Source organism: Saccharopolyspora spinosa NRRL 18395 (genome assembly GCF_000194155.1).
GTDB classification, from domain to species: Bacteria; Actinomycetota; Actinomycetes; order Mycobacteriales; family Pseudonocardiaceae; genus Saccharopolyspora; species Saccharopolyspora spinosa.
The window spans coordinates 2,207,892-2,232,052 of the sequence record NZ_GL877878.1; the positions used below are offsets into that span (position 1 = coordinate 2,207,892).

Here is a 24,161-nt window from a genome sequence, read left to right on the forward strand (position 1 = left end):
TCAGGCGAGGCTGCGTCCGGCCGTGGCTCGGTAGAGGTCGCGCAGCAGGCTCACCTCGGCGCCGTGGTGGAACAGTTCGCGGTTGAGGTGCAGCGCCAGCGCGGCGTAGCTGCGGTCGGCGAACGGGCCCTCGGCGGGGCCGACCGGCGTCTCCCACCCTTCGACGTCGAGGGAACCGATACCGTTGCGCCACAACGTCTTCTGTTCGTCGAGGTAGGCCAGCGCAGCCGCCGCCGAGCCCGGGTAGCCGGGGGCGTCCATCCGGTACGAGGCGTCGCCGAAGTGGTTGTTGGCGCGCATCGCGAAGACGTGTCCGGAGATGTGGCCCAGCCGCCAGGCGATCGTGGTGAACGGCGGCGGCACCGGCTCGGGGAAGGCGAAGTCCATCGCCCAGCCGTCGTCGACCCGCCGCAGCGACCAGCAATCGGGGACCGGCTCCCAGAAGTACTCCTCGTCGGTCAGGCCGTCGAGGCCAGGCCGCCACATCGTCCAGTAGAAGTCGAGTTGATCGAGAACTTCCGCCCGCCAGTCCATGCCGCCACCCTAGATCCGGCCCGTGGCGCCCGCCCGGATTTCGCGGGGTCCACCCGAGGTGAGCAGCGGGGTCTAGCGCACATACCGTCTAGTCGGTACGGTCCTGGGCATGGGTTCCATCGACGCGGCCCCCGCAATCCACGCGATCCGGGCGGTGATCTTCGACTACGGAGGGGTGTTGACCATCTCCGGCCGCGCCGCCATCCGCGCGTGGACCGAGCAGGAGCGGATCCGCCCGGAAACGTTCTCCGCCGCGCTCAAGGACTGGCTGTCGCGCAGCGCCCCCGAGGGCACCCCGATCCACCGGCTGGAGACCGGCGAGATCACCGCCGCCGAGTTCGACCGCACCCTCGCGGCGCGGCTGCGCACCTTCGACGACGGCCCTGTCCCGCCGGACGGGCTCCTGAAGCGGCTGTTCGCGCAGATGCGCAGCGAACCGGCGATGCTCGACCTGGTGCGCCGGCTGCGGGCCTGCGACGTGCGGACCGCGCTGCTGTCCAACAGCTGGGGCAACAACTACCCCTGGGAATTGCTCGACGGGCTCTTCGAGTGCACGGTGATCTCCGGCGAGGTCGGGCTCCGCAAGCCCGACCCGCAGATCTACCGACTGGCCCTGGACCGCCTCGGGCTTCCGCCGCACGAAGCGGCGTTCGTCGACGACGGCGCCCCGAACATCGAAGCCGCCCAGCGGCTCGGGATGCACGCGGTGCTGCACACCGACGCCGCCGCGACCCGCGCCCGGCTCGCCGAACTCGTCCCGGCCCTGCGCCAGGACCTCCCGCAAGACAAGGAGCGCCGTTGAACGCCCAACCGCCGGCCGGTGAGCTGCCGGGCCTCGACCTCGACCGGCTGCGGGCGCACCTCGACGCCGAGCGGCCCGGCCTGGTCGGCGGACCGCTCACGGGCGAATTCGTCCAAGGTGGACGGTCCAACCTGACCTACGTCGTCGGGGACGGCGCGCACCAGTGGGTGGTGCGCCGCCCGCCGCTGGGTCACGTGCTGGCCACCGCGCACGACATGACCCGCGAGTTCCGGGTGTTGTCCGCGCTGGCCGGAACGCCGGTGCCGGTGCCGGAAACCCACCTCCTGTGCCAGGACGAAAGCGGGCTCGGGGCCCCGTTCTACCTCATGGAGTACGTGCCGGGCACCGTCTACCGCACACCGCAGCTGACCGAACGGCTCGCCCAGCAGCAGCGCGTCGACCTGGCCTGGCAGCTGATGGACGTGCTCGCCGATCTGCACTCGATCGCCCCGGACGCCGTCGGGCTGGGCGAATTCGGCCGCCCGGAAGGCTTCCTGGAACGTCAGGTCCGCCGCTGGAGCAAGCAGCTGGCCGCCTCACACAGCCGCGACATCGACGGCGTCGAAGAGCTCGCCGCCCGGCTGGCGAAGACCGTCCCCAGCACGCCGCGCACCGGGATCGTGCACGGCGACTACCGGCTGGACAACGTGATCGTCGGCGACGACCAGCGCATCCGGGCCGTCCTGGACTGGGAGATGGCCACCATCGGCGATCCGCTCACCGATCTCGGACTGCTCGCCGTGTACTGGGAAGGCTTCAACGGCGTGGAGCGCAACCCCATCGCCAAGGGCGTGGGCCCCGACTTCGGCTTCCCGGCCGCACGACAACTGCTGGACCGCTACGCCGAACGCAGCGGCACCGATCTGTCCGACATGAACTGGTACGTGGCGTTCGGGTTCTTCAAGATCTCCGTGATCCTGGAAGGGATCCACTACCGCTTCATCCACAACCAGACGGTCGGCGAAGGCTTCGAACACGTCGGCGCACTGGTGGCACCACTGGTCGAGCAGGGTCTCGCCACCCTCAAGGAGGTATGAGGTGGATTTCGGCTACGACGAACGCACCGAGGAGCTGCGCAAGCAACTGCTGGACTTCATGGACTCGCACGTCTACCCCGCCGAACCGGTGTTCCTGGAGCAGCTGGCCGAGGCCGACGACCCGTGGTCGGCGCACCCGCCGGTCATCGAGGAGCTCAAGGCCGAGGCCCGCAACCGCGGCCTGTGGAACCTGTTCCTGCCGGGCGAGGGCGAGCACGGCGCCGGGCTGACCAACCTGCAGTACGCGCCGCTGGCCGAGATCATGGGCCGGGTCGGCCGGCTGGCCCCGGAGGCCACCAACTGCGCCGCGCCGGACACCGGCAACATGGAGGTGCTGGCGCTGTTCGGCACCGAGCAGCAGAAGAAGCAGTGGCTGCAGCCGCTGCTGGACGGCGAGATCCGGTCCGCGTTCTGCATGACCGAGCCCGCCGTCGCCTCCTCCGACGCCACCAACATCGGCACCCGCATCGAACGCGACGGCGACAACTACGTGATCAACGGTCGCAAGTGGTTCTCCTCCGGCGCGATGAGCCCGCGCTGCAAGATCCTGATCGTGATGGGCAAGACCGACCCGAACGCCGAGCGGCACCGCCAGCAGAGCCAGATCCTGGTGCCCAAGGACACGCCGGGCGTGCAGATCAAGCGCAGCATGAACGTCTTCGGCTACACCGACGCCGACCACGGCGGACACGCCGAGATCGTGTTCGAGAACGCTCGGGTGCCGGTGGAGAACATCATCGCTGGCGAGGGCGAGGGCTTCTCGATCGCCCAGGCCCGGCTCGGCCCCGGCCGCATCCACCACTGCATGCGGGCCATCGGCATGGCCGAGCGCGCGCTGGAGCTGATGTGCCGCCGCGCCAACGAGCGGATCGCCTTCGGTAAGCCGCTGGCCGACCAGGGCGTGGTCCAGCACTGGATCGCCGAGTCCCGGGTGAAGATCGAGCAGGCCAGGCTGCTGGTGCTCAAGACCGCGTGGCTGATGGACACCGCCGGCAACCAGGGCGCCCACACCGAGATCCAGGCGATCAAGGTCGGCGTGCCGCAGATGGCCACCTGGGTCATCGACCGGGCCATCCAGGCGCACGGCGGCGGTGGCGTCAGCCAGGAGTTCCCGCTGGCCCACCTGTACGCGCACGCCCGCACCCTGCACATCGTCGACGGGCCGGACGAGGTGCACCGGCGCTCCCTGGCCCGCCGCGAACTGAAGAAGTACAAGTAAATGTTCGCGGGCTGGTTCGCGCAGCAGTGCGGGGAGCGGAACCTCGGACGCCTTCTCGGCTCCGGGATATCCGACCGTCCACCACGCTGGGGATGTCCTCCCGAGAAGACGTCTGAGTACCCGCGGGGGTGCGAGTCGCAGGGGTGCGAGTCGCAGGGGTGGCGAAGGAGAAAGTGGCTGACGCTGTTTGCCCGGCGCGAACTCGCAGCCACGTACACAGCACCACCAATGCCGAGGGCTTCGGGGGCGTAATCGTCGTTTGAACGGCCGCCGCCCATCTCAAATCCACAACCACAACCCGCAAGGAGATCAAATGGCAGACAGTCGTGTCGCGATCGTCACCGGTGCCGCTCGCGGTATCGGGGCCGCCACAGCCAAGCGTCTGGCCGAGGACGGCTTCGCCGTGGCGGTCATCGACCTCGACGAGAAACAATGCGCCGACACGGTGTCGGCCATCGAGTCCGGCGGCGGCACGGCGCTGGCCGTCGGCTGCGACGTCAGCGACGCCGGGCAGGTGGAGTCCGCGGTGGACCGCATCGCCGCGAAACTCGGCGGGCCCACGGTGCTGGTCAACAACGCCGGCGTCATCCGGGACAACATGCTGTTCAAGATGTCCGAGGACGACTGGGACACCGTGATGAACGTGCACCTGCGGGGCTCGTTCCTGATGAGCCGCGCGGTCCAGAAGCACATGGTCGAGGCCAAGTGGGGCCGGATCGTCAACCTCTCCAGCACCTCCGCGCTGGGCAACCGTGGCCAGGCCAACTACTCCACCGCCAAGGCGGGGTTGCAGGGCCTGACCAAGACGCTGGCCATCGAGCTCGGCAAGTTCGGCGTCACCGCCAACGCGATCGCCCCCGGTTTCATCGCCACCGACATGACCAAGGCGACCGCCGAGCGGGTCGGGATGGACTTCGAGGACTTCGCCAAGGCCGCGGCGAGCCAGATCCCGGTAGCCCGCGCCGGCCAGCCGGAGGACGTCGCCAACACGGTGTCGTTCTTCGTCGACGAGCGCTCCGGTTTCGTCTCCGGCCAGGTGATCTACGTGGCCGGCGGACCGAAGGTGTGATGACCGTGGACGCCGACGAACTCCGCAGCAAGGTAAGGGAATTCCTCGCCGCGAACGACCCCGCGCAGCTGGATCGGCTGGAGTTCCTTCGGGCGCGCTTCGATGCCGGGCTGGCGTGGGTGCACTTCCCCGCCGGTCTCGGCGGCTTGGGCGCCGCGCGGGAGCTGCAGCCGGTGGTGGACGCCGCCTTCGCTGAAGCCGGCGCGCCGGACAACAAGCCTCAGCTCAACGTCATCGGGCTGGGCATGGCAGCGCCGACGATCCTGCGCTTCGGCACCGACGAGCAGCGCCGCCGCTACCTCCGTCCACTATGGACCGGAGAGGAGGTCTGGTGCCAGCTGTTCAGCGAACCCGGCGCCGGATCGGACCTCGCCGCGCTGTCCACCCGGGCGGTGCGCGACAAGGGGGGTACCTCCCGCTCGAGCGAAGCCGCGAGCGAGGGAGAGTGGGTGGTGGACGGGCAGAAGGTCTGGACGTCGCTGGCGCACCAGGCCCGCTGGGGGATCCTGGTCGCCCGCTCCGACCCGGACCAGCCAAAGCACAAGGGCCTGTCCTACTTCATCTGCGACATGACCGCGCCGGGCGTGGAAGTCCGCCCGCTGCGGCAGCTCACCGGTGCGGCCGAGTTCAACGAGGTGTTCCTGAGCGGGGTGCGGATCCCGGACTCGCAGCGCCTCGGCGAGGTCGGCCAGGGCTGGCAGGTCGCGCTGGGCACCCTGATGAACGAGCGGGTCGCGATCGGCGGGCGCACGCCCGCGCGAGAAGGCGGCATGATCGGCCTCGCCGCCGAGGCCTGGCGCAACCACCCGGAGAAGCGCACGCACGGCCTGCACGACCGGCTGCTGCGGCTGTGGGTGGAGGCCGAGGCGATCCGGCTGACCAGCATCCGGCTGCGCCAGCAGCTCGCCATCGGCGAACCCGGCCCCGAGGGCTCCGCGGTCAAGGTGGCGTACTCCGAGCAGAACCAGGCGATCACCGGGTTCGAGCTGGAGTTCCTCGGCGAACCGGGGCTGGCCTACGACGACTGGACGTTCCGCCAGCCCGAGTACACAGACTTCGTCAAGCGCGATCCCGGGTTCCGGTACCTGCGGGCGAAGGGCAACTCGATCGAGGGCGGCACCACCGAGATCCTGCGCAACATCATCGCCGAGCGGGTGCTGGGCCTGCCGCCGGAGATCCGCACCGACAAGGACCGGCCGTGGAAGGAGCTGCCGCGATGAGCGCCCCAGATCTGCTCTACAGCGAAGTGGAAGAGGACCTGCGCGCCAACGTCCGCCGGCTGCTGCGCGACCGGTGCGACTGGACTGCCGTGCTGGCCCGCTGCGAAACCGACGAGCCCTACGACCTCGCGCTGTGGCGGACCCTCGCCGGGGAACTCGGGCTCGCCGCGCTGCTGGTGCCCGAGGAGCTCGGCGGCGCCGGGGCCAGCGCCCGGGAGCTCTCGGTGGTGGCCGAGGAGATCGGCCGGTCCGTCGCCCCGGTGCCGTTCCTGAGCAACCTGCTGACCACCGCCGCCCTGGTGGCCTGCGCCGGGCAGCCGCTAGTCCGGGAGATCCTGCCGCAGTTCATCGACGGCTCCCAGCTCTGCACCGTCGCCGTCGGGTTGACCACCGTGCCATACGGCGCATTCCCGCAGTCGGTCAAGGCCGATGGGTCCGCGCTGAGCGGCTCGGTGTCGGCGGTGGTGGATCTGGAGGTCGCCGACTACGTCGTGGTGCCCGCAACCGACGCCGACGGCGCGGCGCTGTATCTGGTGGACACCTCGGTGTCCGGGGTGTCGCGGGCCTCGACGACACCGCTGGACCTCACCCGGCGGTTCGGCACGCTCACCCTGGACGGTGCGGTCGGCGAGCGGATCGCCTCCGGCGCCGGCGCCGAGCGGATCCTCCGGCAGGCGCTGGTAACCGCGGCCGGGCTGCTGGCCGCCGAGCAGGTGGGGCTGGCCGAGCAGTGCCTGGAGGCCACCGTCGCGTACGCCAAGACGCGCTACCAGTTCGGCCGCCAGATCGGCTCGTTCCAGGCGGTCAAGCACCGGCTCGCCGACCTGTGGACGGGGGTGAGCTCGGCGCGGGCCGTCGCCCGCAACGCCGCCGACACCCTGGCGCGCGGCGACGAGGAGTCGGAACTCGCGGTGGCCATCGCGCAGTCCTTCTGCTCCGACCTCGTGGTGCGGGCCGCAGAGGAGCACCTGCAGCTGCACGGCGGCATCGGGATGACCTGGGAGCACTCGGCGCACCTGTACCTGGGCCGAGCCAAGAGCTCCCAGCTCTCCTTCGGCATCGCCGAGACGCACCGGCAGCGCATCGCCGAACTAGCCGACCTGCCCACGCCCTGAGATGACAAGAAGACCCAGCTTTTCGTTGTCGCTCAAGGAGGTTTTGAATTGCGGGTATTCAGCAGCAAGGAAGAGATCATCGCGGCGACGGGCGAGAAGCTCGGCACCAGCGACTGGCTGACCATCACCCAGGAGCAGGTGAACCAGTTCGCCGACGCCACCCTGGACCACCAGTGGATCCACATCGACGTGGAGCGTGCCGAGAAGGGACCGTTCGGCGGACCGATCGCGCACGGGTACCTCACCCTGAGCCTGCTGCCGAAGCTGAACTCCCAGACCTACAAGTTCGAGGGCGCCAAGATGGGGATCAACTACGGCCTGAACAAGGTCCGCTTCCCCAGCCCGGTCCTGGTCGGTTCGCGAGTCCGCGCCACCACGGAGCTGGCGGCGGTGACCGAAGTGGACGGTGGGCTCCAGCTGACGGTCAAGTCGACCATCGAGATCGAGGGCGGCACCAAACCGGCCTGCGTGGCAGAAGGCCTCACCCGAGTGATCTTCTGACGAATTTCCCGCGCGAAGGGCACCTTCTTGCCGAGTACGTCAGTCAGGTACGCCGGCAAGAGGTGCCCTTCGAACTTCACCCCTTTCCGGGGAAGGGTGCGATGTGGATGCCCATACCGGGGCCCAGCGCCCCGCGAATCCGCTGTCCAAACAGGACAAGACAGCGCCCGTCGCGCCCCGTCCTGCTCAGGGGCGCAGGGAGGCCATGAGGAGGTCGGCGAACTGCTCGCCGACCTCCTCACCCGTGAGCTTGCCGTCCTTGCGGAACCAGGAGCCGAGGTGGTGCACCGCGCCGAAGAAGAAATCGACCACCAGGTCCGCCGACTTGTCCGACCGGAACACCCCGGAGAACTGGCCCTCCTCGATCAACGCCCGCACCCGCTCGTGGTAGCGCCGCCGCTCCGCCCGGACTTCCGCCTGCTTGTCCGCGTGCAGCAGGTGCATGGAGCGGAAGAAGATCACCGTGTCGTCGAGGTTGGCGGCCGTCGTGGCGACAACGTCCGCGGCCACCGCGTGCAGCCTCTCCTGCACCGGCGCGTCGCTGGCCGCCGCGCTCTCCATCCGCGCGTGCTGGTCGCGCAGCACCCGCGCGTAGATCTCGTAGAGCAGGTCGTCCTTGGAGCCGAAGTAGTGGTACATCGCTCCCTTGGTGACCCCGGCGGCGTCCACGATCTGCTGCACCGAGGTCATCTCGAAGCCCTGCTCGGCGAACAACCGCGTGGCCACGGCCAGCAACCGCTGCGGAACCGGTTCGGCGCCCGCCGCCGGTCCGGCAGTAGTGCGACCGTTCGCCGACCGCGCCATGTCAACCTCCCCTGTCGATGCCCACTCAGCGTATCGACCTGCCGGTCCGGCTTCGCGCGGACCGGCGGCGACGCGTGCCCTACTTCAGTTTGCGCTGAAGTTTCCGCATGCCAGCGTGCCAGCGCTGCGGTTCGGCGGCCCGCAGCGCGTAGTAGTCGGCGACCTCCGGGTGCGGCAAGATCAGGAATTCCCTGCCGTCCAGCGAGTCGGCGACCACGTCGGCGACCTGCTCGGGTTCGAGCGCGCCCTTCGCCAGGATCACCTCGCCGGCGTTGCTGCTGCTGCCGAGCATGTTCGTGCGCACCCCCTGCGGGCAGAGGGCCTGCACCGTGATGCCGCGATCGGCGTAGGTGATCGCCAGCCATTCGGCGAAACCGAGCGCGGCGTGCTTGGTCACCGAATACGGCGCCGCCTGCAGCATCGTCAGCAGGCCGGCGGCCGACACGGTCGCCAGGAAGTGCCCCTGCCCCCGCTCCAGCCAGTGCGGCAGCACCGCTCGGGCGGCGCGGACGTGCGCCATCACGTTGACCTCCCAGGACTGGGCCCAGGCGTCCTCGTCGGCCTCCGGCCCGCCGCTGCGGGAAATCCCGGCGTTGGCGCAGAACAGGTCGATCCGCTCGTGCTCGCCGAGGGCGGCGTCGACCAGCGCGCGCACACCGTCCTCGCTCGCCGCGTCACCGGGCACCGCGACCCCGCCCACTTCGGCGGCCACCCGCCGGACCTCTTCGGCATCCACGTCGCCCAGCACGACCTTCGCCCCGGATGACGCGAACTTCCGGCTCATCGCCGCACCGATGCCGTTGCCGGCACCGGTGACCACCACGACCGAATCGGCGAGCTGCAACTCGCACACCGCCCTTCCCCGAGTCTGGTTCCGCCTTCGACAGCGGCGATTTCGCGTGCAATCGCCACGAGCTCACACACCGCCCTTCAGGGTCACGCCGCCGTCCAGGACCAGGACTTGGCCGGTGACCCAGGACGCCTCTTCGGAGAGCAGGAACGCCGCCGCGCCGCTGATGTCGGAGGGAACTCCCAGGCGCTTCAACGGGTAACCCGCGGCGACCTCGTCCTCCTTGTCTTCGTACAGCGCCGTGGCGAACTTCGTCTTGACCACGGCCGGGGCGATGGCGTTGACCCGGATGTCCGGGCCGAGCTCCACCGCGAGTTCCTTGGTGATGTACGCCAGCGTCGCCTTCGTCGCGCCGTAGAAGCCGATCCCCGGCGCGGGGCGCAGACCGGCCACGGAGGACACATTGAGCACCGAGCCGCCGTGCTCCTTCATCCACGTGCGGTACACCTGCTGGGTCCACGCGAGCGCGGCCAGCACGTTGACCTCGAAGATCTTGCGCGCGATCCCGTGCTCCAGGTCGATCAGCGGGCCGTAGGTGGGGTTGATGCCGGTGTTGTTGACCAGCATGTCCACCCGGCCGAAGGTCTCCACTGTCTTGGCGACCGCTTCGGCTTGGTGCTCCTCGTCGTCGGCCTTGCCGGGGATGCCGAGCGCGTTCTCGACGCCGCCGAGGCCCTGCACCGCCTCGGCCAGCGGCTCGGGCTTGCGCGCCGTCAGGGTGACTTTCGCGCCCTCTGCCACCAGGCGTTCAGCGATGGCCAGGCCGATGCCCCGGCTCGCCCCGGTCACGATCGCGACCCGCCCGTCGAAACGCTTGCTCATCGGTTTCCCTTCTCTCACGGCGTTTTCACGCGGTGGCAGCCGCTGTCAGCGCGGGACCTCGGACGCGTCGCGGGCGGTGTCCGGCAGTTGGCGGCGCAGGATCTTGCCGGTCGCGGTCTTCGGCAGCTCGTCCAGGATTTCGATGCTGCGCGGATACTTGTACGCGGCGAGCTGCTGCTTGCAGTAGGCCACGAGCTCCGCCGCGGTGGCCGAGGCACCGGTGCTCAGGCCGACGTAGGCCTTCACGGTCTCGCCCCGGTATGAGTCCGGCACGCCGACGACGGCGACTTCCCGCACCGCCGGGTGTCCGTAGCGGACGTCCTCGACCTCGCGCGGCCGGACCTTGAAGCTGGCGGCGTTGATCATGTCCTTCGTCCACGTAGCACCAGCCCTGCGCGTCCATGAATCCGAGCGGTGTCCGGCCAGCGCGTCGAGCACCACGCCGGGCTCGAAGCCGCACACCAGGTCGAGTTGCCGCCCCAGCGCCAGTGCGGCACCGAGCTGGCAGGCCAGGCCGGTGATGTGGAACAGAGGTGCGAGCCCGAAGATCCCGTTGCCGCCGAGCTCCTTGTACCCGGGTCTGCGTGCCTTCGGCGTTGAACACGACGTTGCCGTGCGCGTTGGTGGCGCCCTTGGGCACGCCGCTGGTCCCCGAGGTGCAGACGAGCAGCGCGACGTCCGAACTGGCCAGTTCGATCTCCGGGGGTCGCCGTCCGGCGTTCGCCCGCGCGACCGCCAGCAGGTCCACGCACCCGGCGGCCGGACAGCGTTCGAGCTTGACGAACAGCCGCGGCGCGTGGCGGGTCTGCAGGTACAGGGGCAGCCGGTCGCCCCGGCCGGCCCCCTGTGCGACCAGGTGGACGGCCAGCCCGTCGCTGAGCTCGTCGAGCTCCCGGTCGCTGATCCGGCCGTCGAAGTAGGTGATGGCCACGTGGTCCGGGTTTTCCCGGTGGGCAGCGGAGGACAGTTCGAGCATGCTGTCGAACCGCGGCTCGATCTCGGCGGCGACCTCGCCGCCGTAGAGCGCCAGCCAAAGTCGTTCGTCGTACGCGCTGGCCAACGCGCCACCTCCACATCGAGACCGACCAGTCGGTACGTCCAGTCAACGACCCACGCCCGGTCTCGTCAAGCCTCGGTGGCACCGCCGTGCTCCGACCGGCGCAACTCCCGCTTCGCAACATCGCCAAAACCTTGACCACCCAACTGGTCCAGTCCATTTTGCGAGGACATCATCCGGCTCTCACCCCACGGAGGCCCGCATGACCAGACGAATGGCCGCGCTCGCCGCGGCCGTCCTCGCCGCAGCGCTCGCGTTCGCCCCCGCCAGCTCCGCCACCACCCGGCAAGCGCTGCCCAAGCACCAGCTCACCGGGTACTGGCAGAACTTCGTCAACAACGCCAAGCCGCTGAAGATCAGCGACATCTCGCCGAATTACGACGTCATCGCACTGGCATTCGGCAATGCCGACTCGGCCCGACCCGGCGCGGTCACCTTCAACGTCGACCCGGAGCTGTCCACCGCACTCGGCGGCTACACCGACGAGCAGCTCAAATCAGACATCGCCGCGAAGCGGGCCGAGGGCAAGACATTCGTGCTCTCAATCGGCGGCGAAAAAGGAAATGTCGACCTCGGCAGCGAAGCGAACGTCGCAAATTTTGTCGACTCGGTTGGAAAAATCTTAACTGATTATGGAATAAATGGGTTTGACATTGACCTGGAGCACGGGCTAAACGTCCCCAACACGACCAGCGCGATCCGTCAGCTGCGCGAACGCGTGGGCGATGACTTCGTGCTGACCGTCGCGCCGCAGACCCTCGACGTGCAACCCGGCGGCTCCTACCTGCAGCTGGTCGACAACGTCAAGGACATCCTCACGGTCGTGCACACCCAGTACTACAACTCGGGTTCGATGAGCGGCTGCGACGGCCAGGTCTACAGCCAGGGCTCGGTCGACTTCATAACCGCACAGGCGTGCAGCCTGCTGAAGGTGCTGCGCCCGGACCAGGTTTCGCTGGGCCTGCCGGCGGCGGCCGCGGCGGCCGGCAGCGGGTACGTCGATCCGTCGATCGTCAACAACGCGCTCAGCTGCCTGGCGGCCGCCACCGACTGCGGCCAGTACACCCCGGACCAGCCGCACCCCGAGATCAGCGGCGTGATGACCTGGTCCATCAACTGGGACGCCAGCAGTGGCAATGCTTTCTCGGATCCGGTTCGGACCCATTTGGACAGCCTGCCGTAGCCGACTCCGCCTCCGGTCGGGGTCTTCAGATCCACGATCACGCCAAAGAACACCCCGACCGGAGCTGCAAGTTCGTCACGGTGCGCAATCCACATGCTACGAAAAGTGATACTTCGCACTACGCGCACGTTCGCGCACACATTTCCGCTATACCGCGCTACCCTGGAGCCATGTCAGCCGCGCTGGAAACCGTGTTGGCACGGGCCGGTTTAAAGGTCACCGCCAACGAATTCCTGACCCTGGTCGAGGACGCCGCCAAGAAGCTCACCTCCCCGCAGGTGGACCCAGGCGCGCACTTCACCGAAGCGGAACGACTCGCGCTCACCGAAGCAGGCCTGGACCTGACGCCGTTGAGCGAGTCCGAAGCCGACGCCCGCGCGCGGACCGTCGCCGAACAGGCCGTGCTGCGCGACACCGCGCTGTCGGTCAACCAGGCCGCGGACCGGGTGGGAGTGGACAGCAGCCGGATCCGGCACCGCATCAGCGAACGCCGGTTGATCGGCTGGAAGGACCGCGGCGGATGGCGGCTGCCCGCGTGGCAGTTCAGCGACACCGACGTGCTGCCCGGGCTGGACGTCGTGCTCGCGCTGATGCCCGTCGACCAACCGGCGCTCGTGCTGGCCAACTTCATGACCACGCCACAGGAGGACCTCGAAATCGGGGACCGGCCGGCGAGCCCGCGCGAGTGGCTACTGGCCGGTGGCGACCCGCAGCGGGTGGCCGAGCTCGCCGCCACGATCGGCACCCCGGCCTGAGCCCCGTTCCCAACCTTCGAGACCCCAACCCAGGACGTTCATGGCACGGCTACCACAGCCGCCTGCGCCCGCTTCGCTGCAGGCAATGCTCCGGCGCACCGAAGACGTGATCGCGGTGCCCGCCGGTACTCGCCTCGTGCGCGTGTTCACCTCCGGGGGCAACCACCCCCAGCAGTGGAACAGCTTCCGCTACGCCGGCCCGTTGCCGCACGCCAGGTTCGACCCGCACCTGCCCAACACCCAGGGCGGCCCGACGGTCACCCGGGAGCACGGCGTGCTGTACTTCTCACTGTCGGTGCAGACCTGCATCGCCGAGGTCTACCAGGCAACCTCCACAGTGGACCGCCGGACGCGCAGCCCGCACTTGGTCCTGTTCCGTCCACGTCGGACGCTCCGGCTGCTGGACCTGACGGGCCTGTGGCCCACCCGCGCCGGTGCCTCGCAAGCGATCAGCAGCGGCCCCAAGCTGCGCACCCAAGCGTGGGCGCGCGGGATCCGCGCGGCCTACCCGGAGCTCGACGGCCTCTGGTACCGCTCGTCGATGGACGCGGGCAACCCGTCGCTGTGCCTCTGGGATCCACCGGCGGCAACGGCCCTCCCGGACTCCCCCGACGTCCTTCTCCCGCTGAGCCACCCGGGCCTGGACGTGCCCCTGGGACGGGTGTGCAAAGAACTCAGCTACACGCTGTTGGATTGATTCCAAGCTCATCGTGCGCGGGGGTGCAGGTGGCGAAACCTCAGACGCCACCCTGACACCGGGATCCCCGGCTTGCGCACTACCAATGCGCGATAGCTATGGAGCATCCGGCGTCGAACAGCACGGCATCGGCTGCGGAAACCACGGAGTGCAAGTCGAGTTCGCAGCTCGGCCCGGCGCTTTTGAACGGTATCCACACCATATGCAACGAGAGTGCCCGGAATTCCCGTTCGGAACTCCCGGCACTCCCATTGCGGATCAGGCGTTCTCGGCCGCTTCCTCTTCCTGGGATTCGGCGTCCTTCTTCGACTTCGCCAGGCTGGCCCAGGTCGTGATGGCCAGCACCACGACGATCACCGACAGGGACATCCAGTTGGTGATCTCCAGCCACTCCGGCACCAGGTGGTACTCGTGGAACGCGTGCAAGATCAGCTTGATGCCGATGAACCCGAGGATCACCGCCAGGCCAACCGACAGGTAGACCAGCTTGTCCACCAGGCCGCCGAGCAGGAAGTACAGCTGCCGCAGCCCCATCAGGGCGAACGCGTTGGCGGCGAAGACCAGGAACGGGTCCTGGGTGATGCCGAAGATCGCCGGGATCGAGTCGACCGCGAACAGCAGGTCGGCGCTGCCGATCGCGACGATCACCACGAACATCGGGGTCAGGTAGCGCTTGCCGTTGATCCTCACGCTCGACTTGGCACCGTGGTAGTCGTCGGTCACCGGGAACACCTTGCGGACCCAGCGGACCACGGCGTTCTCGTGGTACTCCTCGTCGTCGTTCTTCTTGCGGACCATGCTGACCGCGGTCCAGATCAGGAACGCACCGAAAATGAAGAAGATCCAGACGAACTGGGCGATCAGCGCGGCGCCGACCGCGATGAAGAGGCCGCGCATCACCAACGCCAGCAGGATGCCGATCAGCAGCACCCGGTGCTGGTGGATCGACGGGACCGCGAAGCTGGACATGATCACCATGAAGATGAACAGGTTGTCCACGCTCAGCGAGTACTCGGTGATGTAGCCCGTGAAGTATTCGATCGCGAAGTGGGCGTCGCCGAAGAACCAGACCCCGAGCCCGAACATGATCGCGCAGGCCACGTAGAAGGTGACCCACTTGGCGGCCTCCGCGGTGGTCACCTCGTGCGGCTTGCGGTCCACGATCACGAGGTCGAGCAGCAGCAGGAGGGCAAGGCCACCGAGCGTAGCCGCCCAGATCCACCACGGGACATCCAGTCGGTCAACCGCGGGTTGGGTCTGCTGGGCGAGCAGCAGCAAGTCGGCACCCATTTGTCACCTCCGGTTCAGGGCATGCGCCAGGGACCGGAGGTCTCTTCCACCGGTCTCAGACCGGTCGACGGCACCGGGCTTGTCCGAGCAAGTTCCGTGATGACGACACCGCCGCGAAGGAATACTCCCCTCCCGTTGCCAAGATTGTCACTTATGCACGGTCCCGCGCACCACCCCGGGGTCGCACAAGCAACGAACATCACGTGGCGAACCGTACGGTGAGCCTTTCTGGGCGGCAATGGGAACGACCAGCGGTCACACCGACGGCGGGACCGAGATCATTGCGCCTCACCCGATCATCGTTATGATCACCCCATCCGGCTATCCCGGGACCGCACGCGGGGATGCGGCACGGCCTCGGCTCCGGGCACAACGACGTGTCCGGTTGCTGTTTGGTCTCTGCTTCATAGCGTCTTGTCTTCGCCCGCGTCTGGATCGAAACCGGTGCCTTCGTCTTCCCCTACTGTCGAATGCGTGTCCGCATCCCCCCGTCGCCGCAAGGGCCTCGTCCCGATCGCCCTGTTTTGCTTAGCCCTCGTGGTGCTCGGAGCTTTCCTCTGGTCCGGTGACCAAAAACCAGCAGCCGCCCCAGAAGCTCCCCGAGAAGCGCTGGTGGACGTGCTCGACGGCCCCGGCGGCAACGAGCGGGTGCAGATCGATGTCACACTTTTCGCCCCGGCGGACACCCCGGCGCCCGCGATCTTGCTCGCGCATGGGTTCGGCGGCAGCAAGGACGACACCGCTGCCCAGGCAAAGGAACTGGTCCGCCGCGGGTTCACGGTGCTGACCTTCTCCTCCCGCGGCTTCGGCCGCAGCACCGGCGAGATCGCGTTGAACGACCCCTCCTACGAGGTGACCGACGCGCGCCAGCTGCTGGACTGGCTCGCGCGCCAGCCAGAGGTGCTGCGCGACGGCGAGGGCGATCCTCGGGTCGGTGTGACGGGCGGGTCCTACGGCGGCGCGCTGAGCCTGCTGCTGGCCGGGACCGACCCCCGGGTCGACGCGATCGCACCGCTGATGACCTACAACGACCTCGGCCAAGCGCTGCTGCCCAACGCCGCCTCGCGGGACCGGATCGGCGGCAGCACCCCGGCCGACGGCGCCACCGCGAATCACGGCGTGTTCAAGCAGGCCTGGGCGGGCATGCTGTTCTCGGCGGGAAGCTCGCCGCAGCAGCGCTCCGACCCGCGTCCGCAGGCCCCACCGCCATCCGACGGCGGCGCGGGCGGCTTCCGCAGCGAGACCATCAACCAGCCCTTGACCTGCGGGAACTTCACGCCGCAGGTGTGCGCGGCCTACACCGAGGTGGCGCAGACCGGGCAGGCCGGGCAGGCGACGCTGGACCTGCTCGACCGGATCTCCCCCAAGTCCGTCACCGCCAACATCAAAGTGCCGACGCTGTTGGTGCAGGGTGAACGCGACACCCTGTTCGGCCTGGACCAGTCTGATGCCAACGCCCGGCAGATTTCCGCCGCCGGCGGCAAGGTCAAGACGATCTGGTTCGCCGGCGGCCACGACGGCGCCTCGCCCGATCTGGCGCTGCGAGAACGCATCGCGGACTGGTTCGCCTTCCACCTCGGCGGGGTTCCACCGGTGCCCGACCCCGGCACCGGCTTCGAGTACGACATCGCCGGGCGGCCGCAGCGCAACGGCGAGATCCCGGTGCGCACCGTGTCCGCGCCCGCCTACCCCGGCGTGCAGGCCGAGCGCACACCGCGTTTCGCGCTGCAGCTGCGCGGCCCGGTCACGCAGGTGGTCAACCCGCCGGGCGGCAGCCCGGCGGCCACCAGCTCGCTGCCCGGCGTCGGCGAGGTGCTGGACGCCGCGGGCAGCTTCGGCCGGTCGCTGGCCCGCGACCTGCCCGGACAGGTAGCGGTGTTCCGCACCGATCCGCTGGCCAGCCAGCTGCTGATCTCCGGCACGGCGCGGACCCGCCTTTCGGTGGCGTCGGTGCCGGGCCAGCCCGCGACCGGCGACGCGGTGCTGTTCGCCAAGCTCTACGACGTCGGCCCGGACCGGCAGCGCAGCCTGATCGGCAACGCCGTGTCCCCGCTGCACGTCGTCGACCTGCCCGCGGACGGCACACCGGTCGAGGTGGACGTGGCCCTGCCGGGCGTGGTGCACCCGCTGGAGACCGGTCACCGGTTGGAACTGGCGGTGGCTACCACCGACCAGGCGTACGCGGTGCCGAGGGAACCGGCGGTGCACCGCATCGGCCTGGCCGGCGACAGCTCGGTGTCGGTCCCGTCGGTGCGCGGCGCGACGACGACCGCCAACACGGTGCCTGTGGCGCCGCTGGTCGGCATCGTCGTCATCATCGCGGCGGCCCTGGTGGCGTGGGCGCTTTCGTTGATCCGCCGCAAGAGCACCGATGACGTCGACCCGCTGCTGGCCGACACGCCGCTGCTGATCGCCGGGCTTACCAAGTCGTACCCCGACAAGCCCGCGGCGGTGCAGGACCTGTCGATCCGCGTCGAGCGCGGCCAGATCGTCGGGCTGCTCGGACCCAACGGGGCGGGCAAGACGACCACGCTGCGGATGCTGCTGGGGCTGCTCACCCCGACTTCCGGGCAGATCCGGATGTTCGGCCACCGGCTGGTCCCCGGGGCTCCGGTGCTGTCCCGGGTGGGTTCGCTGGTGGAGACGGCCGGTTTCCTGCCGCATCTGTCCGGATTGGACAACCTGCGGTACTACTGGGCGGCGACCGGGCGGCCGATGCTGCAGGCCCGCTTCGACGAGGTGCTGCAGATCGCCGGGCTCGGCACGGCCGCCCGACGCCCGACGCGCACCTACAGCCAGGGAATGAAGCAGCGGCTGGCGATCGCGCAGGCGATGCTCGGGCTGCCGGAGCTGCTGGTGCTCGACGAGCCGACCAACGGGCTGGACCCGCCGCAGATCCACCAGATGCGCGAGATCCTGCGCCGCTACGCGTCCACCGGCCGCACCGTGCTGGTGTCCAGCCACCTGCTCGCCGAGGTCGAGCAGACCTGCACGCACGTGGTGGTCATGCAGAACGGCCAGCTGGTGACGGCTGGCAGCGTGGCCGACATCGTGTCGGTCGACGGCGAGGCGACCTTCCGGGTCGACGAGCCGGAGCAGGCAGCCGAGGCGCTGCGCACCATCGAGGGGCTCGGCCCGGTGGAGACCGACGGCGACCTGGTGCACGCCGACCTCGCCGGGCACTCGGCTGCGGTGGCGGTGAACGTGCTGGTCGCCTCCGGGATCGCGGTGCACCAGGTGGGGCCGCGACGGCGTTTGGAAGATGCTTTCTTGCAGCTGGTCGGGGAGGATCACCGGTGACCGACGACGCCGAAGGGCCCAAGGCCGGGCAGTTGGACATGGCCGAGACGGCGATGGTCCGCTCCGGCCGCCGCCACTCGTCCCAGCCCGACGGCAGCGTCGAGGGCTACCGCGCGAAACGGACGCTGCCGGTCCGGTTGGAGCTGGCCCGCCAGCTGCGGCGGCGCCGCACCCGGCTGGCGCTGGGTTTCCTGGTGGTGCTGCCCTTCTTGCTGCTGCTGGCCTTCGAGATCGGTGACGACGGCAGGCGCGGCGGCCGGACCCTCGCGGACATGGCCACCGCCAGTGGCCTGAACTTCGTGGTGTTCACGCTGTTCGCGTCGACCGGCTTCCTACTGGTCGTGGTGGTGGCGCTGTTCTTCGGCGACACGGTGGCCAGCGAAGCGTCCTGGTCGAGCCTGAAGTACTTGCTGGCCGCGCCGGTCCCGCGCACCCGGCTGCTGCGGCAGAAAGCCGTGGTTTCCGCGCTGCTGTCGGGTTTCGGGCTGATCCTGCTGTCCGCGGTCGCCCTGGGCGTGGGGCTGGTGTGGTTCGGCAGCGGTGACCTGATCAGCACCACCGGCGAGGCGGTGCCGTTCCCGGGCGCGGTGGTGAACCTGGCGGTGGCCACCGCGTACCTGGCGGTGCACCTGTCCTGGATCGCCGGGCTCGCCCTGTTCCTGAGCGTCAGCACGGACGCACCGCTGGGCGCGGTCGGCGGCGCGGTGGTGGTCTCGATCCTGTCGGAGATCCTGGACCAGATCACGGCCCTCGGGGACCTGCGGGACTACCTGCCGACGCACTACTCGACGGCCTACTCGGACCTGCTGAGCGAGGACGTCGACTGGACCGCGATGGCGCACGGGGCCTTCTCCGCCGTCGCCTACGCGGCGGTCTTCACCGCCCTCGCGATCTGGCGCTTCCACAAGAAGGACATCACCAGCTGACCGCCGGGCTGGAACCGGCCTCCGACCGGCTCCGTCGAACCGCAGCGCGCACGTCACCGCTCAGCTCAGCGGAACGCCTCCGGAACGGCTGAGGACGAGGCGAACGGCCCGGTACCCGGCGGAGATCATCAGGAAGTTCCACCGAGCAGCGCTGATCGGACGAGGACGCTACCGAGTGCGAGCGCCTAAGCACCGAGAGTTGGGCGAACCGGAGTCGTCGGGTTGCCGCTTGTCGACGGGATGTATCTCACTCGGCACCGAACCGGCCCGGAAAGAATCCGGCCCGGATTGGCTTCAATTGGCGCAGACCACACGCCGACCAGCCGGAATCGACCTCGACTCGCGTGTTGTCAGGAGGCCAAAAGGATCGGATCAATTGCGATTCGGGAAAAGATCATTCCGATTGAGCCGCCCGCGCGCCGGTTGACCCAGGCGCGACATCAAGTTACACCCGAATGGAGTAACGCAAGATCGTCATCGTCGGGCGGTCGCTCCGCCGAACCCGGCCGGGATGATCTCTTGAACGCTCGTCTCCGCCGGTCAGGACATGTCTCGGCGGAGCATCCGAAGCATCGCCGAAACTCGCTCGACCGGGCCGCGTGGTGACCGCGCGAGCCTCCGGCGGAAGCCGCGACCGAACCTCCCGGGGCGGGACATTCCGCCAGTTCGACAAAGAGTTTCACCACGTCACGGCCGGTAATACGCGGAGCACCAATGGGTCAAACCCCCTACCTATTCAGCCGCCATTGATGTCGCTAGGATCACCATCGGTGATTAGTTGATCAATGAGTGAGCTCCAGTAGTCCCAGCGGTGACGCCCCCAAACCACAGGCACCCGTGCCCGTCACCAATCATCCCCCCGTACCAAGGACGCTGATGTCTGAGTTCCCTTTACCCGCCACGGATTCCGAGCTGTCGCCGGCTTCGGGGCGCAGCACGGACGACGACCTGCGGAGTCGGTTGTTGCGGCTGGTCATGGTGCACTTGGGTGCCCTGGCCGCGTTGGGGATCGCCGCCGCAGCCATACTGACCACGAATCCCGAGCCCGCGCTCCAGTACTCGGTGCTCGGCGGCGGGCTCGCGGGTTGCGTGATCATTCTGGTCACGGCCGTCTTCCGTGCCCGCGCCACGGCGAACGCGATCGAGGATCACGCCAACGATGCCGTCGCACTCGCCGAACGGCGGCTCGACGAATCCACGAAGCATACGCAGCAGTGGATCACCGACCTGCGCTCCACCGTCGAGCAGGGCAAGACCGAGTTCCCCCAACTGGTCGAGCAAGTGCGCGCGGGCGAGCATCCCGCGCCGCGGTGGCCGGCCGACGAACCCGCCGCGGGCAGCCATCCCTTCGAGCAGCTCTCCTACGAGATCCGGCAGGCACAGGCCGCGGCGGAGTTCGCCGTGGCCCGCATGCAGCAGGTTTCCGGTGCCGGTTTCGATGCAGCCGCCGGCACTGACCCCGGCGTCGCGGTGTTCGCGAACATCGCGCGACGCGTCCAGTCCCTCGCGCACCGGGCGATCCAGCGGCTCGACGAGCTCGAGCAACAGGTGGAGGACCCGGACCTGCTCAAGGGCCTGTTCGCGGTCGACCACCTCGTGACCGGCATGCGCCGACAGGCGGAAAGCCTCGCCGTGCTGGGTGGTTCGATGCCGCGACGGCAGTGGAGCCGACCGGTGCCGATGTACACCGTCCTGCGCTCTTCCGTCGCCGAGGTCGAGCACTACGCCCGGGTCAAGGTGCTGCCGCCGGTCGACGGCACCCTCCACGGCCACGCCGTCGCCGACGTGATCCACCTGATCGCCGAGCTCGTCGAGAACGCCACCGCCTTCTCGGAGCCCGACACTCAGGTCACGGTGAGCACCCAGCGGGTCACCGCCGGGCTGGCCATCGATATCCGGGACCGCGGGCTGGGCATCGAGCAGGGCGAGCGGGCCACGTTGAACGCCCTGCTCGCCGATCCCAGCGCGGTCGACCGCGACGAGCGGCTCAAGGACGGGCGAATCGGCCTGTACGTGGTCGCCCAGCTCTCGGAGCGGCACCACGTCGCCGTCGAGCTCGAGAACAACATGTACGGCGGCACTGACGCCCACGTCGTGATCCCCAGCAGCCTGCTGGGCGATGAAGAAGAGGAACCGGAGCAGCCTCCCGCTGCGGCGGAGTCCGCTCCGAGCACTGCCGCACCGACCTTGGCCACCACCCCGAAGCGGCAGCCGAAGCCGAAGCTGGAGCTGGAGACGGAACTGCAGGCGGAGCCCCTACTGGAACCGACGCCGAGCCGTGCCGCCGTTCCAGCACTGTCCGGGGCGGACACGCAGACCTTCGCGACCTTCAACTCTTTCGAGACGTTCGACCGGGATCGCCCTAGCGGGCGGCGCGGGGTGCACCGGGCCCCTCGCACGGAGCAGCACAGCCTGCTCGGCCACCTCGACGTGGACCCGCCCGCCGCGTCGAACGGTGCCTCGAACGGTGCCTTGAACGGTGCGCCGTACGGACGGCACACGGGAGTCGTGCCCGAGACCGCTGCGACCAGGGAAGCGCCCGCTCAGAACACGGCCAATAGTGAGCGTCCCCCGCTGCCCAGGCGCGACCGCTCCAAGACGTACGTGGTGCCCCAGCTCGCCGGCGGGCCCAAGAACTCCGACGGACCGCGTGGCGGCCCGAATCCTGGGCTGTGGGCGGCTTACCGGAAAGGCATCCAGGGCGGCACCAGTGACGGCGACGATCCGGGCGACCACAGCGCTTGACCCGCAGGGGTGCACCGCCACCCCTTCGCACCGCATTGATCTCAAGGAGACCTTTACTCATGGCCAATGACCTGCCCGCTGGCCAGACATCGGACCTCGGTTGGTTGCTCGCCAACCTGCTCCGGCGGGTTCCGCACACCCGTTGTGCCCTGCTGGCGTCCACGGACGGGCTCAAGCGGTACTACCACGGCCTGGAAGCCGACGAGGCGGACGCGCTCGCCGCGTGGGCCGCCGCGCAGTCCTCCCTCGCCCGCAACGGCGGAATGCGCTTCGGCGCGGGTGACGGGGTGCGCCAGGTCGTGGTGGAGTTCGACGACGTCGTGTTCTTCGTCTCGGCCGCTGGTCCCGGCGCGGTTCTCGTCGTCCTCGCTTACCAGGACGCCGACGCCAGCGTGCTCGGTTACGAGATCGCGCAGCTAGTCAAGAAGGTCCCGTCCCACCTCGCCACACCCATGCGGCAGCCCACCGCCGCGTCACGCGCAGGCGAGATGGGTGGGTGATGATGCCGATTCCGCCAGACAAACCCTGGCTCGACAACGAGGCCGGGCCGCTGCTGCGCCCGTACTCGCTCACCAACGGCCGGACCAAGCCAAGCGCCACGCTGACGCTGCAGTCGATGGTCCGGTCCACCGGTCGGGTGACGCCCGAGCGAATCGAGCCGATGCACGCCAAGATGCTCGAGCTCTGCCGGTTCGCCACGTCGGTCGCCGAGGTCTCGGCGCACCTGCACCAGCCCGCTGTGGTCACCAAGGTCCTGCTCTCCGACCTCATCGACTGGGGAGCCGTCACCACCCGACTGCCCGATGACATGCCCGACCGAGCACAGCTGGAGGCGTTGCTCCTTGGTCTCCAACAACTCTGAACTGTTCCCGACCGCGTTCAAGTTTCTCGTCGCGGGCGGGTTCGGCGTCGGGAAGACCACCTTCGTCCGGTCGGTCAGCGAAATCGAACCGCTGACGACCGAGGAAACGCTGACCATCGCCAGCATCGGCACCGATGACCTGGCCGGGGTCGGCGAGAAGACCACCACCACCGTCGCGATGGACTTCGGGCGCATCACCTTCGACCCGCAGAACATCGTGCTGTTCCTGTTCGGCACCCCCGGGCAGGAGCGGTTCTGGTTCATGTGGGACGACCTGGTGAACGGGGCGCTCGGCGCGGTCGTGCTCGCCGACACCCGCAGGTTGGAGGACTGCTTCGCCGCGGTCGAGTTCTTCGAACAACGAGGGATCGACTTCCTCGTCGCGGTCAACCACTTCGCCGGCGGCTTCCGCTACGAGCCCGAAGAGGTTCGGGAGGCACTGGACATCAAGCCCCGCGTGCCGATCGTCGCGTGCGACGCACGCGACCGGCGCTCAGCGGCGTCGGTGCTCGCTTGCCTGACCAAGCACGTTCTCGTCAACCGTCCTTTGTAGACGAAATACGCACAGCGGAAACGGCGGCGAGTGGAGGTGACCGTGCACTCCTGTCGAACCACGCGGGTTGTCGTCGGGCCGTGGATCCAATGGCCACTCCGCAGGTTTGTGCGGAGGTGTTCGATCCGCGTCCCGGCGGACACCGGCAGGGACGGACGTGACGGTGACAACCCGTCCACTCCGTTTTTTGCACGATAACGGCACACAGGGATGGAGTTCTTCTTGAGTACCTACGATCCCCAAGGGACCACCTTCGACGCCCAAGGCAATCGCATGCTGGAGCCTCAAGAGAGCGACAGCGTCGTGCGGTCACGGGTCGCCCGGCTACGGGCGCTTGGTTTGCTGGGCCTGCAGCGGGACGAACAGTTCAGCGATTTCGCGGCGAAGATCACCGAGGCGTTTCATGCTCCTGTTGCGGTGGTCAACATCTTCGATGACAAGAATCAGAATTTCGTCGGCGCCCACATGCAAGCGGGAGGAGATACTTCAAGCCTCACGACCATGCCGAAGAACGCTGGTTGGTGCCCGCACACGCTAGCACGGAAAAAAGCGTTTCCACTCGGCAATGTCATGGCCTATCCACGTTTCGCAGGCAACGTTCTCGTAGACGAGATGGGCGCGAAGTCCTATCTCGGGGCACCACTGATCGACGACACTGGCACCGCTTTGGGCACGGTCTGCGTGGTAGACATCGTGGAACGCGACTGGAATCTATCTGACGTGGAAACCATCAAAACGTTCGCCAGAAACGTGGTGCAGGGGATCTACCATCGGCAAGGTGGAATTGTGTTGCCCTGATCGCCGACCCTTCGGTGCAGCT

23 protein-coding genes are annotated in these 24,161 nt (G+C 68.6%); 17 read left to right on the forward strand and 6 right to left on the reverse strand.

Translation table 11 applies throughout. From position 1 onward, the window contains the following. The gene (locus SSPN_RS0111030) at positions 1 to 534 is read right to left on the reverse strand and encodes a DinB family protein (protein ID WP_010694456.1); all 534 of its coding nucleotides are present in this window, start codon (positions 532 to 534) and stop codon (positions 1 to 3) included. 109 nt (positions 535 to 643) lie between these two features. On the opposite strand from SSPN_RS0111030, the gene SSPN_RS0111035 reads away from it, so the two are divergent. The 7 genes from SSPN_RS0111035 (at position 644) to SSPN_RS0111065 (ending at position 7,497) form a co-directional block, all read left to right on the forward strand. Continuing rightward, a complete protein-coding gene (locus SSPN_RS0111035; protein ID WP_010694458.1) occupies positions 644 to 1,336 on the forward strand; it encodes an HAD family hydrolase in 693 nt (230 codons plus the stop codon). After that, complete coding sequence (locus SSPN_RS0111040; RefSeq protein ID WP_010694460.1) at positions 1,333 to 2,373, forward strand: phosphotransferase family protein; 1,041 nt, start codon at positions 1,333 to 1,335, stop codon at positions 2,371 to 2,373. Before SSPN_RS0111035 ends, SSPN_RS0111040 begins: the two co-directional genes overlap by 4 nt. Position 2,374: 1 nt before the next feature. Beyond that, a complete protein-coding gene (locus SSPN_RS0111045) occupies positions 2,375 to 3,592 on the forward strand; it encodes an acyl-CoA dehydrogenase family protein (protein WP_010694462.1) in 1,218 nt (405 codons plus the stop codon). A gap of 313 nt (positions 3,593 to 3,905) precedes the next feature. After that, positions 3,906 to 4,661: a 3-oxoacyl-ACP reductase FabG gene (fabG, locus tag SSPN_RS0111050; RefSeq protein WP_010694464.1), complete on the forward strand. Its 756-nt coding sequence runs from the start codon at positions 3,906 to 3,908 to the stop codon at positions 4,659 to 4,661. After that, positions 4,661 to 5,881 carry an acyl-CoA dehydrogenase family protein gene (locus SSPN_RS0111055; protein ID WP_010694474.1) on the forward strand — a complete coding sequence of 407 codons (1,221 nt, stop codon included), beginning with the start codon at positions 4,661 to 4,663 and terminating at the stop codon, positions 5,879 to 5,881. Before fabG ends, SSPN_RS0111055 begins: the two co-directional genes overlap by 1 nt. Beyond that, positions 5,878 to 6,996 carry an acyl-CoA dehydrogenase family protein gene (locus tag SSPN_RS0111060; RefSeq protein ID WP_010694476.1) on the forward strand — a complete coding sequence of 373 codons (1,119 nt, stop codon included), beginning with the start codon at positions 5,878 to 5,880 and terminating at the stop codon, positions 6,994 to 6,996. The genes SSPN_RS0111055 and SSPN_RS0111060 overlap by 4 nt, the downstream gene beginning before the upstream one ends. Before the next feature lie 48 nt (positions 6,997 to 7,044). Beyond that, on the forward strand, positions 7,045 to 7,497 hold the full coding sequence (locus SSPN_RS0111065) for a MaoC family dehydratase (protein ID WP_010694478.1): 453 nt from the start codon (positions 7,045 to 7,047) through the stop codon (positions 7,495 to 7,497). A 186-nt stretch (positions 7,498 to 7,683) separates the two neighbouring features. Here SSPN_RS0111065 and SSPN_RS0111070 read toward each other — a convergent pair whose 3' ends face one another. The 4 genes from SSPN_RS0111070 to SSPN_RS59550 form a co-directional block, all read right to left on the reverse strand. Next, positions 7,684 to 8,301, reverse strand: a complete 618-nt coding sequence (locus SSPN_RS0111070) for a TetR/AcrR family transcriptional regulator (RefSeq protein WP_010694479.1) — start codon at positions 8,299 to 8,301, stop codon at positions 7,684 to 7,686. A gap of 79 nt (positions 8,302 to 8,380) precedes the next feature. Further along, positions 8,381 to 9,154, reverse strand: coding sequence for an SDR family oxidoreductase (locus tag SSPN_RS0111075; protein WP_010694480.1), 774 nt, complete (start codon positions 9,152 to 9,154; stop codon positions 8,381 to 8,383). 63 nt (positions 9,155 to 9,217) lie between these two features. Next, positions 9,218 to 9,973: an SDR family oxidoreductase gene (locus SSPN_RS0111080; protein WP_010694481.1), complete on the reverse strand. Its 756-nt coding sequence runs from the start codon at positions 9,971 to 9,973 to the stop codon at positions 9,218 to 9,220. Between the two features lie 45 nt (positions 9,974 to 10,018). Beyond that, positions 10,019 to 10,435 (reverse strand): AMP-binding enzyme, encoded by a 417-nt coding sequence (locus SSPN_RS59550; protein ID WP_237710512.1) that lies wholly within the window; start codon positions 10,433 to 10,435, stop codon positions 10,019 to 10,021. Positions 10,436 to 11,244: 809 nt separating this feature from the next. Here SSPN_RS59550 and SSPN_RS0111095 point away from each other — a divergent pair. The 3 genes from SSPN_RS0111095 (at position 11,245) to SSPN_RS0111105 (ending at position 13,665) form a co-directional block, all read left to right on the forward strand. After that, positions 11,245 to 12,213: a chitinase gene (locus SSPN_RS0111095; protein ID WP_010694489.1), complete on the forward strand. Its 969-nt coding sequence runs from the start codon at positions 11,245 to 11,247 to the stop codon at positions 12,211 to 12,213. Positions 12,214 to 12,383: 170 nt separating this feature from the next. Then, complete coding sequence (locus SSPN_RS0111100; protein WP_010694490.1) at positions 12,384 to 12,968, forward strand: hypothetical protein; 585 nt, start codon at positions 12,384 to 12,386, stop codon at positions 12,966 to 12,968. 40 nt (positions 12,969 to 13,008) lie between these two features. Beyond that, positions 13,009 to 13,665, forward strand: a complete 657-nt coding sequence (locus tag SSPN_RS0111105) for an RES family NAD+ phosphorylase (protein WP_029535208.1) — start codon at positions 13,009 to 13,011, stop codon at positions 13,663 to 13,665. Between the two features lie 258 nt (positions 13,666 to 13,923). On the opposite strand, the gene SSPN_RS0111110 is transcribed toward SSPN_RS0111105, so the two are convergent. Continuing rightward, the gene (locus SSPN_RS0111110) at positions 13,924 to 14,901 is read right to left on the reverse strand and encodes a TerC family protein (protein WP_029535209.1); all 978 of its coding nucleotides are present in this window, start codon (positions 14,899 to 14,901) and stop codon (positions 13,924 to 13,926) included. Between the two features lie 666 nt (positions 14,902 to 15,567). On the opposite strand from SSPN_RS0111110, the gene SSPN_RS0111115 reads away from it, so the two are divergent. The 7 genes from SSPN_RS0111115 to SSPN_RS0111145 all read left to right on the forward strand — a co-directional run bounded on the left by SSPN_RS0111115 (position 15,568) and on the right by SSPN_RS0111145 (position 24,139). Next, positions 15,568 to 18,255 carry an alpha/beta fold hydrolase gene (locus SSPN_RS0111115; protein WP_010694493.1) on the forward strand — a complete coding sequence of 896 codons (2,688 nt, stop codon included), beginning with the start codon at positions 15,568 to 15,570 and terminating at the stop codon, positions 18,253 to 18,255. Between the two features lie 38 nt (positions 18,256 to 18,293). Further along, positions 18,294 to 19,181 carry an ABC transporter permease gene (locus SSPN_RS0111120; protein ID WP_044573794.1) on the forward strand — a complete coding sequence of 296 codons (888 nt, stop codon included), beginning with the start codon at positions 18,294 to 18,296 and terminating at the stop codon, positions 19,179 to 19,181. Positions 19,182 to 20,057: 876 nt separating this feature from the next. After that, the gene (locus tag SSPN_RS43390; RefSeq protein WP_010694496.1) at positions 20,058 to 21,926 is read left to right on the forward strand and encodes a sensor histidine kinase; all 1,869 of its coding nucleotides are present in this window, start codon (positions 20,058 to 20,060) and stop codon (positions 21,924 to 21,926) included. A gap of 59 nt (positions 21,927 to 21,985) precedes the next feature. Next, positions 21,986 to 22,426, forward strand: a complete 441-nt coding sequence (locus SSPN_RS0111130) for a roadblock/LC7 domain-containing protein (protein WP_010694500.1) — start codon at positions 21,986 to 21,988, stop codon at positions 22,424 to 22,426. Further along, on the forward strand, positions 22,426 to 22,788 hold the full coding sequence (locus tag SSPN_RS0111135; RefSeq protein WP_010694501.1) for a DUF742 domain-containing protein: 363 nt from the start codon (positions 22,426 to 22,428) through the stop codon (positions 22,786 to 22,788). The genes SSPN_RS0111130 and SSPN_RS0111135 overlap by 1 nt, the downstream gene beginning before the upstream one ends. Continuing rightward, positions 22,769 to 23,341, forward strand: coding sequence for a GTP-binding protein (locus SSPN_RS0111140; protein ID WP_010694503.1), 573 nt, complete (start codon positions 22,769 to 22,771; stop codon positions 23,339 to 23,341). The genes SSPN_RS0111135 and SSPN_RS0111140 overlap by 20 nt, the downstream gene beginning before the upstream one ends. A gap of 222 nt (positions 23,342 to 23,563) precedes the next feature. Then, positions 23,564 to 24,139, forward strand: a complete 576-nt coding sequence (locus tag SSPN_RS0111145) for a GAF domain-containing protein (RefSeq protein ID WP_158309550.1) — start codon at positions 23,564 to 23,566, stop codon at positions 24,137 to 24,139. Positions 24,140 to 24,161 lie beyond the last annotated feature (22 nt).

Coding starts and splice junctions, on each gene's coding strand:
- SSPN_RS0111030 (WP_010694456.1), bottom strand. CDS start 534: ATGGACTGGCGGGCGGAAGTTCTCGATCAACTCGACTTCTACTGGACG.
- SSPN_RS0111035 (WP_010694458.1), top strand. CDS start 644: ATGGGTTCCATCGACGCGGCCCCCGCAATCCACGCGATCCGGGCGGTG.
- fabG (WP_010694464.1), top strand. CDS start 3,906: ATGGCAGACAGTCGTGTCGCGATCGTCACCGGTGCCGCTCGCGGTATC.
- SSPN_RS0111055 (WP_010694474.1), top strand. CDS start 4,661: ATGACCGTGGACGCCGACGAACTCCGCAGCAAGGTAAGGGAATTCCTC.
- SSPN_RS0111060 (WP_010694476.1), top strand. CDS start 5,878: ATGAGCGCCCCAGATCTGCTCTACAGCGAAGTGGAAGAGGACCTGCGC.
- SSPN_RS0111070 (WP_010694479.1), bottom strand. CDS start 8,301: ATGGCGCGGTCGGCGAACGGTCGCACTACTGCCGGACCGGCGGCGGGC.
- SSPN_RS0111080 (WP_010694481.1), bottom strand. CDS start 9,973: ATGAGCAAGCGTTTCGACGGGCGGGTCGCGATCGTGACCGGGGCGAGC.
- SSPN_RS0111095 (WP_010694489.1), top strand. CDS start 11,245: ATGGCCGCGCTCGCCGCGGCCGTCCTCGCCGCAGCGCTCGCGTTCGCC.
- SSPN_RS0111100 (WP_010694490.1), top strand. CDS start 12,384: ATGTCAGCCGCGCTGGAAACCGTGTTGGCACGGGCCGGTTTAAAGGTC.
- SSPN_RS0111105 (WP_029535208.1), top strand. CDS start 13,009: ATGGCACGGCTACCACAGCCGCCTGCGCCCGCTTCGCTGCAGGCAATG.
- SSPN_RS0111120 (WP_044573794.1), top strand. CDS start 18,294: ATGGCCGAGACGGCGATGGTCCGCTCCGGCCGCCGCCACTCGTCCCAG.
- SSPN_RS43390 (WP_010694496.1), top strand. CDS start 20,058: ATGTCTGAGTTCCCTTTACCCGCCACGGATTCCGAGCTGTCGCCGGCT.
- SSPN_RS0111130 (WP_010694500.1), top strand. CDS start 21,986: ATGGCCAATGACCTGCCCGCTGGCCAGACATCGGACCTCGGTTGGTTG.
- SSPN_RS0111135 (WP_010694501.1), top strand. CDS start 22,426: ATGATGCCGATTCCGCCAGACAAACCCTGGCTCGACAACGAGGCCGGG.